Origin of the sequence: Labrys sp. WJW, assembly GCF_001676615.1 — a bacterium.
GTDB classification, from domain to species: domain Bacteria; phylum Pseudomonadota; class Alphaproteobacteria; order Rhizobiales; family Labraceae; genus Labrys; species Labrys sedimenti.
Map to the genome: position 1 here is coordinate 26,681 of NZ_LYXZ01000061.1, position 13,475 is coordinate 40,155.

Sequence of the window (13,475 nt, forward strand, 5' to 3'; positions counted from 1 at the left end):
CGCTGGTGCGGCCGCCCATCACGGGCGGTCGCGCCGGCTTCTTGGCCCGAATCCTTGCCGCCTCCGATTCCGTTCCCTCCGGCCGGAGGAGATCGGGTTTGGGGGTGCGTTCTTGAAAACATCAATGTGAATGCTGCGGGCGCGGGTCATTGCGCCCTATGAGGTGACCTCGAAATGTGGCAAAGCTCGTCTCAGACGCCTTCAACTCGAAATATGAATGAGTCTGAAACCAAAATGCGTATTCTGATCGTCGAGGACGACCGCGACGCAGCTGCTTACCTGGTCAAGGCCTTTTCGGAAGCGGGACATGTTGCCGACCATGCCGCCGATGGCTTGAGCGGCTATGCCATGGCCAAGGACGGTCCCTATGACGTGCTGATCGTCGATCGCATGCTGCCCAAGCTCGATGGTCTTTCGATGATCTCCCGCCTGCGCCTCGAAGACACGCAGACGCCCGCCCTGATCCTGTCCGCGTTGGGCGAGGTCGATGATAGGGTCAAGGGCCTGCGCGCCGGTGGCGATGACTATCTGCCCAAGCCCTATGCCTTCTCCGAGCTCCTGGCTCGGGTCGAGGTCCTGTCGCGCCGGCGTCCCGGCAAGGGCGAGGAAACGGTCTATCGGGTCGGCGATCTCGAGCTCGACCGCCTGTCCCATGTGGTCAAGCGGGCGGGGGAGGAGATCGACCTCCAGCCCCGCGAATTCCGGCTGCTCGAATATCTGATGAAGAATGCCGGCCAGGTGGTGACCCGTACCATGCTGCTCGAGCATGTCTGGGACTACCACTTCGATCCCGGCACCAATGTCATCGACGTCCATGTGTCGCGCCTGCGCTCCAAGCTCGACAAGGGCTTCGAGAAGCCATTGCTGCACACCATTCGCGGGGCGGGCTACATGATCCGCGACAGCGCGAAATAAGCGGTCCCGACAGAGTTTTACCTTGTGAGCATGAGGAATACTGCATCGGGGGCGGAATCGGAAAGACTGGCCGTGACCGGACTGCGGAAACTGATCCGAACCACGGCCTTCAAGCTGATGGCCGCCTATCTGCTGGTGTTCACGCTGTTCGCGGCTTCGCTGCTCGGCTATTTCTTCTGGAATGCCCAGCGCCTCCTCGGCTCGCAGATCAGCAATTCCATCAATGCCGAGATCAACAGCCTCAGTGACGAATATGCCCAGGGTGGCGTGATGCTGCTGGCCTCGACCATCGAGGCCCGCACCCGCCGGCCGGGGTCGCTGCTCTATCTGCTCACCACGCCGCAGGGCGAAGCGCTCGTCGGCAATGTCAGCGAACTGCCCGATGGCGTGCTCGACAAGCCGGGCCTCAGCAATATTCCCTATCGCCGTGATGATGGCGGCAAGGCCGGCCCACGCACGGCGCTGGTGCGGGTTTTTGCCTTGCAGGACGGCTATAAGCTGCTGGTCGGCGTCGATCTCGACGAGCAGAGCCGCGTGCGCGCGATCATGTTCAACGCGGCGCTGTGGTCGGTCGGCTTGATCATGTTGCTCGGCGTGGCCGGCGGCTGGTTCGTGGCGCGGCGCGTGCTGCATCGCCTCGACGATATCAATGCCACCAGCCGCTCCATCATCGACGGGGACCTCACCCGCCGCCTCAAGGTTGCGGGGACGGATGACGAGTTCGACAGGCTGGCCTCGACGACCAATGCCATGCTGGATCGCATCCAGGAGCTGATGGCGGGCCTCAAGGAGGTCTCCGACAACATCGCCCATGATCTCAAGACGCCGCTGACGCGCCTGCGCAATCATGCCGAGGAGGCGTTGCGAACGGCGAAGGACGAGGATGCCTATCGCGCTGCGCTCGATCGCACCATCGAGGAGTCGGACGGGTTGATCGGCACCTTCAATGCCCTCCTGATGATCGCGCGAGCGGAGGGCGGCCGTATCGACGGGGCGCTCAGCGAGTTCGATGTCGCCGAGGCCGTGCATGCGGTGGCGGAGCTCTACGAACCCGTTGCCGAGGAGAGCGGCGCCAGGATCGTGGTGGCGGCGCAATCGCCCTTGGCGCTGCGCGGCAACCGCGAACTCGTCAGCCAGGCGCTGGCCAATCTTATCGACAATGCCCTCAAATACAGCCCCAAGGAGGAGGGCGGTGCGGCCGGCGACGTGACGATTGCGGCCGAGAAGCGCGAGGGGCGCGTCATTCTCAGCGTGGCCGACCATGGTGCCGGTATTCCGCAGGCCGACCGGCAGAGGGTGCTGGAACGCTTCGTCCGGCTGGAATCGAGCCGCACGCGCCCGGGCTCCGGCCTTGGCCTGGCGCTCGTCTCCGCCATGGTGAAGCTGCATGGTGGTACGATTCGCCTGGAAGACAACCAGCCGGGTTTGCGCGTGGTGCTGGAATTACCCGACAAGCCCGCCGAGGAGCCTGCGCTGTCCAAGCTCGCCTTGCGCCGCCCCGGCCTGCGCGTTCGTTCCTGAACCGGACAGCCGCCCGAGAGCAGGCTACGTCGTAATGACGGCATTCGAAGCCAGCCATTTGCGCATGCGAATTGTTTGAACCAATGCTATCGCCAAGGAACGACAAGAAGAGCGTGAAAGCAGGGTGAGGCGGCGGCATGATTCCCATTGAAGACAAACGTCGTGTCAAATCCCGCTTCGCCGATCTGGCGGAAGTGCTGGATCCGGCCGCACAACCGACCGTTGCAGCGGCGCTGGAGGGCGGACAGGGCCACGCCGTGCTGGCCGGGCTTGCCACCGCCTCACCCTTCCTGTGGGGGCTGGCCCTGGCCGATCCCGCCCGCCTGGAGCGCATCCTGGCAGGAGCGCCAGGGGCGGTGCTCGAAGAGGCGATCGTGCGCGCCAAGGCCCAATGTACTGCTGCGGCCGATATCGCCGAGGCCATGCGGGCACTACGCCTGCTCAAGCAGGAAGCGGCCTTGCTGATCGGCATCGCCGATCTCGGCTGCGTCTGGCGGCTTGCCGAGGTTACGGCGGCCCTAACGCGCGTGGCCGACGAAAGTGCGACCCTGGCCTTGCGTTTCCTGCTGCGGGAGGCGGCCGCAGCGGGTCGTTTCCTGCCGATCGATCCTGAAAATCCGGACCGGGATTGCGGCCTGGTGGCGTTGGCGATGGGCAAGCAGGGAGCGTTCGAGCTCAATTATTCGTCCGATATCGACCTGATCGTCCTCTACGATCCGGAAACGGCGCCCTTGCGCGAAGGGTTGGAGCCGGCACCTTTCTTCGTGCGGCTGACGCAGGGGCTGGTCAAATTGTTGTCCGAGCGCACGGCCGACGGCTATGTCTTCCGGGTTGACCTGCGTCTGCGCCCCGATCCCGGCGCTACCGCGATCGCGATCTCGCTTCCCGCAGCCTATGGCTATTATGAAAGTGTCGGGCAGAACTGGGAACGAGCCGCGATGATCAAGGCGCGGCCCTGCGCCGGCGATGTCGCGCTGGGCGAGCGTTTCCTGGCCGGGCTGGTGCCCTTCATCTGGCGCCGTCATCTCGACTATGCCGCCATCGCGGACGTCCATGCCATGAAGCGGCAGATCCATGCCCATAAGGGCCATGAGGCCATCGCCGTCGCCGGACACAATCTAAAGCTCGGGCGCGGCGGCATCCGCGAGATCGAGTTCTTCGTGCAGACCCAGCAATTGATCGCGGGTGGCCGCAATCCCGATCTGCGCGGGCGCGGTACTGTCGCCATGCTCGCCGCCCTGCAGGAGGCCAACTGGATCACGCCGGAGGCGCGCGATGAATTGACCGAGGCCTATGATTTCCTGCGCGGGCTGGAGCATCGCCTCCAGATGATGGCCGACGAGCAGACTCACAGCCTGCCGGCGGAGAAACAGGCGCTCCTGGAGTTTGCCCGCTTCGCCGGCTATGCCGATGTCGAAGCCCTGTCCAAGGCGTTGATCGCCCGCCTGGAGACGGTGCAGCAGCATTATGCCCGCCTGTTCGAGGCCTCGGCGCCGCTCGCCAGCGACGTCGGCAGCCTGGTCTTCACCGGCAAGGAGAACGATCCGGAGACGCTGAAGACCTTGGAGCGCCTGGGGTATGCCTCGCCCTCGCAGGTGGCGGAGATGATCCGCGGCTGGCATCACGGGCGCTACCCCGCCATGCGCTCGGCCAAGGCGCGCGAGGATCTCACCGAACTCACGCCCGCCCTGCTGCAGGCACTGGCCAAGGAGGGCAGGCCCGACAAGGCGCTGTTCGTGTTCGACGGGCTGCTCGCGCGCATGCCCTCGGGCTACCAGCTCTTTTCGATCCTGCGCAACAACGCCAAGCTCTTCTCCGTGCTTGCGCGTGTGCTCGGCGTGGCGCCACGCCTGGCCGAGGTGCTGGTGCGGCGCCCCCATGCGCTGGACGGCCTGCTCGACCATGGCGCCGAGGGCGGTGATGCCCAGGCCTGGATCGATTCCCGCCTCGCCGGTGCACTCGCGACGGGCGAGAGCTATGAGGACAAGCTCGACCTGGTGCGTATCTTCGTGCGCGAGCGCCTTTTCGTGCTCGGTGCCCGCCTGTTGTCCGGGGAACTCGATCCCTTGCTGGTCGGCGAGCAGATCACCGCCCTGGCGCAGGCCGTGATCAGGGCCTTGCTCGATCTCGTCATCGCCGAGCTGAAGCAGGCCCATGGCGGTCCGCCCGGTGCCCGCGTCGGCATCCTCGCCATGGGCAAGTTCGGCGGGCGGGAACTGACCTCTTCCTCCGATCTCGATCTGATCGTGCTCTACGACCATGATCCGGATGCCATCGAAACGGATGGACCGCGCGCGATCGCGCCTTCCGTCTGGTTCGCGCGGTTGACGCAGAGGCTGATCGCCGCCCTCTCGGCCCCGACAGGGGAGGGGACGGCCTTTTCCGTCGACATGCGGCTGCGTCCCTCCGGGCAGAAGGGGCCGGTGGCCATCCATGTCGACGGTTTCAGGGAATACCAGCTCAAGGAAGCCTGGACCTGGGAGCATATGGCGATGACGCGGGCGCGTATCGTGGCGGGCGATGTCGAACTCGGGCGATTGATCGAGGAAACGATCGCCGGGATCCTCGCCGTCGAGCGCGAGCCGCGCAAAATTCTCAAGGATGTCGCAGATATGCGGGCCTTGCTCGAAAGCGAGAAGGGCGGCCGCGGGCCCTGGGATCTCAAGAATGCCCGGGGCGGCCTGGTCGATATCGAATTCATCGCACAGACCCTGCAACTTCTGCACGCGGCCGAGCATCCGGCCATGCTCGATGCCAATACCGGCAGGGCTCTCGACAAGGCCCTGGAAGCCGGCGTGCTGGCCAAGACGGCGCATAGACGCCTCATCGAGGCCTGGCGGCTCTACACCGCTCTTTCCCAGGTGATCCGCTTTTGCGTCGGCGGCAATCTCGATCCCGACAAGACCTCCGAAACCGGCAAGATCCTGCTTAGCCGCGTGGCCGAATGCAGTGATTTCGACGAGCTCAACGCCGTCATCGGCGTGACGCAGACGCAGGTGCGGGATATTTTCAAGCAGGTCGTCGGCGGGAAGTAAGCCAGCGTGGCGATGCCGCCCATTCGTCCCTGGACTCCCTTCGAGCGGGCTCGATTTTGTCGCTCGGACGTGGAAGAATGCTGCCGATCATCGCTTCCCGACGGGAGGCTTCATTGGGAGATTTCTGCCAATGAGTGACACCGACCTTCGCCCTCGCAACAAGACCAGAACCAGGACCCAGCGGCCGCGGCTGCACAAGGTCATCCTGGTCAATGACGACTACACGCCCCGGGAGTTCGTGGTGGTCGTGCTCAAGGCCGAATTCCGCATGAACGAGTCACAGGCCTACCGCGTTATGCTTACCGCCCATCAAAGAGGCGTCTGCGTGGTGGCCGTGTTCGCGCGCGACATTGCCGAGACGAAGGCGACCCGGGCCACGGATATGGCGCGCAGCCAGGGCTATCCCCTGTTGTTCACGACGGAGCCGGAAGAATGAATACGCCCCGCACCACACAGTCCTACGATGCCGAGATCGCGATCATCCGCGAGAACATCCGTCAATTGATGGAGCAGGCGGCGGCATCTTCCGGGGCCGCGAACGAGGACCTCCTGGCCGATCGCATCGCGGCCCAGGAGGCGCGGCTGGCGGCGCTGCAGCAGCAGATGGATGGGGGGCGTGGAGCCGATGAAGGAGGCAAGAGTCGAACCTGATCTCCTCGCCAGGCCGAAGCGGCGGGTTCCATCGCGCGGCGGTGTCAGTGCAGCAGCGCTGCCGATGCCGCCCGTCTCGGTGCGGACCGCATCAGGACTGGCGTGGTCGGTTGAACCGGCGAACGCGTGGCTTCGACCGGCAGCACCACCATGACGACGGTGCCGACGCCCACGGCGGAGCGGATGCGGATCGAGCCGCCATGCAGCTCCGCCAGGGATTTGGCGATGGAAAGGCCGAGGCCCGATCCCTTGTGCGTCTTGGTGAACTGGGTCTGGACCTGCTCGAAGGGGCGGCCGAGCTTGCCGATCGCTTCCGCCGGAATGCCGATGCCCGAATCCTCGACATAGAGGGCGACCTGGTTGCCGTGCCGGCGGATGCGAACGCCGATCCTGCCACCTTCCGGCGTGAACTTGATGGCGTTGGAGAGAAGATTGTTCATGATCAGGCGCAGGGCGCGGCGATCGGCCTGCAGGTTCACGCCATTGCTCCAGGAGGGGTGGAGGCTGAGCTTCTTGGCGTCCGTTTCCGGCCGAAGCGAGCGCAGGAGATCCCCGAGCAGGCGGTCGACCGCCACGAGCTCGCGCTGCAGCGTGACTTCGCCCGCCTCGATCTTCGACATTTCAAGGATGTCGTCCACGAAGTTCAGGAGATAGCGCCCGCTGTCGTTGATGTCCTTGCAATAGCCGACATAGCGAGGCTGGCCGAGCGCGCCGAAAGTGCCGTTCTCCATCAATTCGGAGAAGCCGATGATGGCGTTGAGCGGGGTGCGCAGCTCATGGCTCATATTGGCGAGGAATTCCGACTTGGCCCGGTTGGCGGACTCGGCCTTGATCTTTTCCTCGGCATATTTTTCAGCCAGCTCGGCCAATTCCTGGGTCTGGCGCTCGAGTACCTGCCGGGAGCGCTTGAGGTCGGCGATCATGCCGATCAGGCTGCGCTCGCTGTCCATCAGCCGGGTCTGCTGCTCCTTCAGCGAGGTGATGTCGGTACCGACGGAGACATAGCCGCCATCTTTGGTGCGTCGCTCGTTGATGGTGAGCCAGCGACCGTCCTGGAGCTGGGCCTCGAAGGTGCGCGCGCCCCGCTCGATCGGAGCGTTGGGGGACATGTTGGTGCGCACCACCGGTTGGGAGCCGGCTTCGACGATGGCGCTGTAATGGGTGCCGGGGCGGACCAGGCCGTCCGGCAGATTGTGAAGGGCCTGGAACTTGGAATTGCAGATGACCAGTCGGTTGCCGGCGTCCCACAGGACGAAGGCTTCCGAGATGGTCTCGACGGCGTCGCGCAGGCGCAGATCCGCCCGCTTGGTGTGCTCGGCGAACCGCCGCTCCTCGGTTTCGTCGACGACGATGCCGATCAACCGCTTGTTGCCCTGCGGGCCATAGACCAGTTCGCCGCGCACGCGCACGAAAATCCATTCGCCATTGGCGCAACGCATGCGGAAGCGCCGGTCGATCGCGAGTGGCGGGTCTTTGGCCAGCAGCTCGGCGGAAAGGGTGCGCAAGCCGCCATCGTCGATATGAATGAGCCGATCGATGTCGCTATGGACCAGAAGATCATCCTGCGGCTCATAGCCGAGCAGGTGGAACATCGAATCCGACCAGAACACCCGCCCGGCTTCGAGGTCCCAGTCCCACAGGCCGGAGCGCCCGCGGCTGAGCGCGGTTTCCAGCCGGTTGCGGACGTTGTTGTAGATGTCGTCGGCCCTGCGTGCGCGGGAGGCCTGCCAGTAATAGGCAAAGCCGAGGATCAGCAGCACGCCGCCGGTGGTTGTGGTGAAGACGAGCAGGCGGCCGCTCAGCGCATACCAGCCCTCCAGGATGTCGTCGATCGGCCTGGCGGCGACGATGCGCAGGCTTTCGCTGGTGCCGATGGAAGCGAGCATGGCGGTGCCGCCGACCGTGATGGTCAACTGGCCGCTTAAGCGGTCGCCGATCGCGCCGATCAGGCCGGCAGCATCGCCATTATCGTTGAGCAGGCGCCCCTGCGGCGTGATCACCGCAAGCAGGGTGTGCTCGGGCGCCGTGATCGCGGCCCGGGTCGGCACCCGCCCGCTCTGGGCGACAATCGCGCTCAATTGCGCCGCTGCGGCCGAGACGATGAGGTCGAGGTTGCGCCCGGCATCCTGCACGGCCTGCTGGCGGCTGTCCCGGGCCTGGATGAAGGCGGCGAGGGCGATGACGGCAAGAAAGGCGATGATCAGCACAGGCACGGCCTTGCGCAGGATCGGTTCAAGCCCGATCAGTCGCCGATAGGTTGGGCAGACCAGTGTCTTGGCAAGGCCCCGGATGCCCGGCGCGCGCAAAGACGCATGTGTCGCGTTTGCACGCGCCATTGCTTAGCCCTTCCAGCCTTATTTGAGAATTTGCGATAGGGCAGGTGGTCATCACCGCCCCCGAATCGATAAGGCTATAAGAATCAACCTTCACGTGATTTGTCTAGAGTCGCCGTGAACACTTTTTTAATTATTTGTGTCCGTTTGCGGCTGAAAAGCGAAGAATTCGCGCCCGATTCAAGACAAAATCTTGATACTTCGGCTACATCTATGGGGCTGAAAACTCGCCACCACAAGATGTGGTGGGATGCGGCTGCTTTCCGTCAGATGCAGCCTATGAATGCTTCCCTAGAGGCACCGGTACTCTCGATTGCAACGGTTAGCCGTAGCCGAGCGGACCGCATAGTTTCAATGATTGCTTCATGCAAGCGATCTTTGCGCGATGTCAGCAACGTCGCGGGATAATCCCGGGCGCCTTGCGATGTCGCGCAATGTTGCCGCCGCCAGGGTACGCCTGCCCTGTTCGAGGGAACGCCAGGTCTTGAACGCGACCAGGAGCCGGGCTGCCAATTGCGGGTTCTTCGGGTCGATGGCCAGGATGATGTCGGCAACGAAGCGATAGCCTTCTCCGTCGGGACGATTGAACTGCGTCTGGTTGGCGGAACAGAACGTGCCGATCAAGGCCCTGACCCGGTTGGGGTTTTGCAGGGAGAAAGCGGGATCGCGCATGAGTTCCTTGACGCGGTCCAGCGTGGCTTCGAGCGGCAGCATCGCCTGCACGCCCATCCATTTGTCGATGACCAAGGGATCGCTGTCGTAGCGCTCGCGGAAATTGTGCAGGGCGCGTTCGCCGGCCGGCGTGGCGGACAAGGCCAGCGTAGCCAGCGCCGCCATTTCGTCGGTCATGTTGTCGGCCTTGTCGAACTGCGCCACGGCGGCGTCGAGCGCCTGGGAGGTGCCGCCAGCGCAGACCAAATCGAGTGCGCCGTTGCGCAGGGAGCGTCGCCCAGCATCGGCGGCCTGGGGTGAGTAAGGGCCCGCCACCGTCATGTTCTCTATGGTGCGCAGCAATTCGGCCTGCAGTTCCCGGGCCAGGGTCTGCCGCAGGATCAAGCGGGCCTGATAGACCGCCTGGGGATCAACGTCATTGCCGATCTCGCGGGCGATGTCGGTCTCGCTGGGCAGAGCGAGGGAGAGCGCGGTGAAGGCGGGATCGGCGGTCCCCCCGGCAAGGAGGCCACGGACAGCCGCGATGAAGCGCGGATCGACCGGTGTCGCCGGGTCCTTCACCAGCCGCAGCAGCAGTTTGAGCGCGTAGCTCTGGGAGGCCTGCCAGCGATTGAAGGGGTCGCTGTCGGCCTTGAGAAGGGTCAGCAGGGCTTCCTCGTCGAGTGCGACCGTGAGCTTGACCGGGGCCGAGAAGCCGCGCAGCAGCGAGAGGACGGGAGCCTGGCGCACATTGCCGAACACGTAATTGCGCTCGGATTCGGCGAGGGCCACCAGACCGTCGAAAGGCTTGCCGTCGAGCGTGACGGGAAGATCGCCTTCCGCACCGACCAGGCCGAGGCGGATCGGGAACAGCATTGGCTGCTTGTTGGGCTGGCCCGGCGTCGGCGGCAGGATCTGCTTCAGGCTGAGATGATAGGTGCCGGCCTCTTCGTTCCACCGCCCCTCGGCGCGAATCTCCGGCGTGCCCGACTGCTTGTACCAGAGCATGAACTGGCCGAGGTCGCGCCGGCTTGCCTCGGCGAAGCAGGTCAGGAAATCCTCGATGGTGACCGCTTCCCCATCATGGCGTTGGAAATAGAGATCCATGCCGGCGGCGAAGGCATCGTCGCCGATCAGGGTCTTGAGCATGCGCACGACCTCGGCGCCCTTCTCATAGACCGTGGCGGTGTAGAAATTATTGATCTCGTTGTAGATTTCAGGTCGGACGGGATGGGCGAGCGGCCCGCCGTCCTCGGAGAATTGCTGGCTGCGCAGAAGCTTGACGTCATTGATGCGTTTGACGGGGCGCGAGCGCTGGTCGGAGGAGAACTCCTGGTCGCGGAAAACGGTCAGCCCTTCCTTCAGGCAGAGCTGGAACCAGTCGCGGCAGGTGATGCGATTGCCGGTCCAGTTGTGGAAATATTCATGTGCGATGATCGCCTCGACGGCCGCAAAGTCGCTGTCCGTGGCCGTCTGGGGCAAGGCCAGCACATATTTGTCGTTGAAGATGTTGAGGCCCTTGTTCTCCATGGCGCCCATGTTGAAATCGGACACGGCGACGATCATGAAGATGTCGAGATCATATTCGCGGCCAAAGGCTTCCTCGTCCCAGCGCATCGAGCGCTTGAGGGCGTCCATCGCATAGGCGCAGCGATCCTCCTTGCCATGCTCGACATAGATTTCCAGGCGGACCTGCCGTCCCGAGCGGGTGGCGAAGCTGTCGGCCACCATGGCGAGATCGCCCGCAACCATGGCGAAGAGGTAGGAGGGCTTGGGGAAGGGGTCGTGCCAGACGGCATAGTGGCGGCCGTCGGCCAGGGATCCGTGCTCGATCCGGTTGCCGTTGGCGAGCAGCACCGGCGCCTCCTGGAACGAAGCCTCGATCCTCGTGGTGTAGACCGACAATACGTCCGGCCTGTCGAGGAAATAGGTGATGCGCCGGAAGCCCTCGGCCTCGCATTGGGTGCAATAGGCCGAGTTGGAGCGGTAGAGCCCCATCAGTTGCGTGTTGGCCGACGGATCGAGCCGTGTCTCGATCGCCAGCGTGAAGGGCTCGGAGGGCGGCTGGTGCAGGCTGAAACCATTGGGCGAGACCGAATAGGCTTCCGATGGCAGCGATACGCCGTCGAGCCAGGCCTCGACGAAGACGAGGCTGTCGCCGTGGAGCTTCAGGGCCTCCTGGTCCGCACTGTGGGGATTGCGCCGTAAAGTGAGGGTGGAAACGATGCGGGTCTGCGTCCGTTCTAGCCGGATGTCGAGATGCACCGTGTCGATCAGGAAGGCGGGGACCCGGTAGTCGGCGAGGCGAACGGGTTCCAGGGCAGCTTCGGTCATAGGGGCTTCATTCCGGCAGGGACAATCTGAATCGTCTGGTGCGGGCCATCATGGCGGATGAGTGGCGTGCACCGCAACCCGAGGCGTCGGTTCGAGGATAGAGATCAAATGTCCTCGCCGGATTGATGGCGCGGGAGGCAGGATAGGCCCCGCTTTGGGTATATTGGGGTGCGCGAGGCGGCCTATTGATAAGCGGCAGCTTGAAGGTGGAAGAGTTCAGCGTAGCGGCCATTCCTCTCGATAAGGGCCCGATGGCTCCCTTCCTCAATGATCTGCCCGCACTCAAGCACCAGAATGTGGTCCGCCATACGTACGGTGGAGAAGCGGTGGGAGATCAATAGAACGGTGCGGTTGACGCTGAGATTGCGGAAGCGCTCGAACACTTCAGCTTCCGCCCGTGCGTCCAAGGCCGCCGTGGGCTCATCCAAAATCAGAATGTCCGCGTTGCGAAAATAGCTTCGCGCGATGGCAATGCGCTGCCATTCGCCGCCGGAAAGGTCGTGGCCGCGCATATAGCCATTGCCCAGTCGCTGCTGGTAGCCGAGGGGAAAGCCGGCGACCACTCGATCGGCCAAGCTTTTTCTGGCAGCCTCCTCGATGCGCGTCGTTTCCGCCAACGCCGTTATGCGGCCAGCGGCGATATTGGTGGCGGCTGCGAGATTATAGCGCGCGAAGTCCTGGAAAACCGCGCCGATGCGGTCGCGATAGGCCTCCAGATCGAAATTGCGGATGTCGATACCATCGAGCAGGATGCGGCCTTCATCGGGATCATGCAGTCGGGTGAGCAGCTTGACGATTGTGGTCTTGCCGGCGCCATTGTCGCCAACCAGGGCCAGAGTCCTGCCCGCCATGAGGTGGAAGTTCAAGTTACGGATGACCCAGCTTTCACGCCCCGGATAACGGAATCCCACATTCTCGAAGACGATGCCATTGCGTATCGCGTGGGGCATCGGTTCTGGATTGCTGGCCCGTTTAATCGACGGCCGCGTATCGAGGAAGGAATAGAAATCGTCTAGGTAATAGCTGCGATCGGCAAGCTCGACGAAACCCAGCATGGTTCTTTCGAATAGACCGCTGAGACGCAGCAGCGAGCCGGTCAGGAAGACAAGGTCGCCGAGGCTGATCTCGCCGAGGATCGCCTGCCAGGTCACAACGGCATAAGCGGCATAGTAGGCCACTGATGCGATCCCGCCCAGAAAGCTGCTCCATGCAGCGTGGCGTATGGCGAGGGACTGGTTGGCGCAATGGATTTCCGCAGCGAGTTCACCGAAGCGCCTGGCAAAAAAACCTCCAAGCCGAAAGAGCTTGATTTCCTTGGCGATTCGCGGATCGGCACCAGTGAAACGCATATATTCGGCCTCGCGCTTCAACGGTGTGAAGTGGTGGCTGAGGCCATAGCGCCGAGCGTTGAAGTGGGCCTCGCCGAAGAGGGCCGGTATCAAAGCGGCGAGCAGCAGTATCATCAAACCCGGCACGAAGGCGATCAAGCCGACTGCCAAGGCGATGACTGTCACAATGTTTTGAGCCTGCCCCAGCAATTGGGCGAGAAGAGGCGTTCCCATGGCCGTCTGGGCAACGGCCCGCTGCATGCGATTCTGAAAGTCGCTGCTTTCGATCTGGGCAAGGTCCATGCTCACGCCATGTTCGATGACATGGATCGCCATGGCATTGCCGTGGCGTTCTCCAAGAAGCGATTCTGCCAGCGTTGTCGCCCGCGTCAGCACCGTGTTTCCGAAGGTGAGCAGGAATTCCAGGCCGATATACGTCATTATGGGCGTCAGCCGGCCGCTGCTCATCCATGCGGCGAGATCCTCGCCAGGCATAGGCAAACGATTGAGCTGGACGATCTCGTCGACGATGAGCTTGCCGACATAGATGACCAATGGTGGCTGCAACGCACACAGGATGCGAACCGCCAGGATGACGCTGCCGAGACCCGGACTGACTCGCCAGAGCGAAAGGAAAAGTCTTGGAAGGTGACGCCAGCGACGATCGAACCATCTGCCGAACATAACGCCTCCTTTGAATTGGGGCG

Annotated in this window: 8 protein-coding genes; 5 read left to right on the forward strand and 3 right to left on the reverse strand. The window is 63.5% G+C overall.

Going from position 1 to position 13,475, the window contains the following annotated elements:
* The first annotated feature begins 234 nt into the window (after positions 1-234).
* From BA190_RS29915 to BA190_RS29935, 5 genes are all read left to right on the forward strand, one after another.
* Positions 235-915 (forward strand): response regulator transcription factor, encoded by a 681-nt coding sequence (locus BA190_RS29915; protein WP_068296804.1) that lies wholly within the window; start codon positions 235-237, stop codon positions 913-915.
* A 72-nt stretch (positions 916-987) separates the two neighbouring features.
* Positions 988-2,436 carry an ATP-binding protein gene (locus BA190_RS29920; RefSeq protein ID WP_068296806.1) on the forward strand — a complete coding sequence of 483 codons (1,449 nt, stop codon included), beginning with the start codon at positions 988-990 and terminating at the stop codon, positions 2,434-2,436.
* A gap of 137 nt (positions 2,437-2,573) precedes the next feature.
* Positions 2,574-5,471, forward strand: coding sequence for a bifunctional [glutamine synthetase] adenylyltransferase/[glutamine synthetase]-adenylyl-L-tyrosine phosphorylase (locus BA190_RS29925; RefSeq protein WP_068296807.1), 2,898 nt, complete (start codon positions 2,574-2,576; stop codon positions 5,469-5,471).
* Positions 5,472-5,601: 130 nt separating this feature from the next.
* Positions 5,602-5,907, forward strand: a complete 306-nt coding sequence (clpS, locus tag BA190_RS29930; protein ID WP_068296809.1) for an ATP-dependent Clp protease adapter ClpS — start codon at positions 5,602-5,604, stop codon at positions 5,905-5,907.
* The gene (locus tag BA190_RS29935; RefSeq protein WP_068296814.1) at positions 5,904-6,122 is read left to right on the forward strand and encodes a hypothetical protein; all 219 of its coding nucleotides are present in this window, start codon (positions 5,904-5,906) and stop codon (positions 6,120-6,122) included. Before clpS ends, BA190_RS29935 begins: the two co-directional genes overlap by 4 nt.
* 44 nt (positions 6,123-6,166) lie before the next feature.
* Here BA190_RS29935 and BA190_RS29940 read toward each other — a convergent pair whose 3' ends face one another.
* The 3 genes from BA190_RS29940 to BA190_RS29950 all read right to left on the reverse strand — a co-directional run bounded on the left by BA190_RS29940 (position 6,167) and on the right by BA190_RS29950 (position 13,452).
* Positions 6,167-8,458, reverse strand: a complete 2,292-nt coding sequence (locus tag BA190_RS29940) for a PAS domain-containing sensor histidine kinase (protein WP_068296817.1) — start codon at positions 8,456-8,458, stop codon at positions 6,167-6,169.
* Between the two features lie 360 nt (positions 8,459-8,818).
* Positions 8,819-11,440, reverse strand: a complete 2,622-nt coding sequence (pepN, locus tag BA190_RS29945; protein WP_068296820.1) for an aminopeptidase N — start codon at positions 11,438-11,440, stop codon at positions 8,819-8,821.
* Between the two features lie 182 nt (positions 11,441-11,622).
* Positions 11,623-13,452: an ABC transporter ATP-binding protein gene (locus tag BA190_RS29950; RefSeq protein ID WP_068296821.1), complete on the reverse strand. Its 1,830-nt coding sequence runs from the start codon at positions 13,450-13,452 to the stop codon at positions 11,623-11,625.
* Positions 13,453-13,475: the final 23 nt, after the last annotated feature.

Coding starts and splice junctions, on each gene's coding strand:
- BA190_RS29915 (WP_068296804.1), top strand. CDS start 235: ATGCGTATTCTGATCGTCGAGGACGACCGCGACGCAGCTGCTTACCTG.
- BA190_RS29925 (WP_068296807.1), top strand. CDS start 2,574: ATGATTCCCATTGAAGACAAACGTCGTGTCAAATCCCGCTTCGCCGAT.
- clpS (WP_068296809.1), top strand. CDS start 5,602: ATGAGTGACACCGACCTTCGCCCTCGCAACAAGACCAGAACCAGGACC.
- BA190_RS29935 (WP_068296814.1), top strand. CDS start 5,904: ATGAATACGCCCCGCACCACACAGTCCTACGATGCCGAGATCGCGATC.
- BA190_RS29940 (WP_068296817.1), bottom strand. CDS start 8,458: ATGGCGCGTGCAAACGCGACACATGCGTCTTTGCGCGCGCCGGGCATC.
- pepN (WP_068296820.1), bottom strand. CDS start 11,440: ATGACCGAAGCTGCCCTGGAACCCGTTCGCCTCGCCGACTACCGGGTC.
- BA190_RS29950 (WP_068296821.1), bottom strand. CDS start 13,452: ATGTTCGGCAGATGGTTCGATCGTCGCTGGCGTCACCTTCCAAGACTT.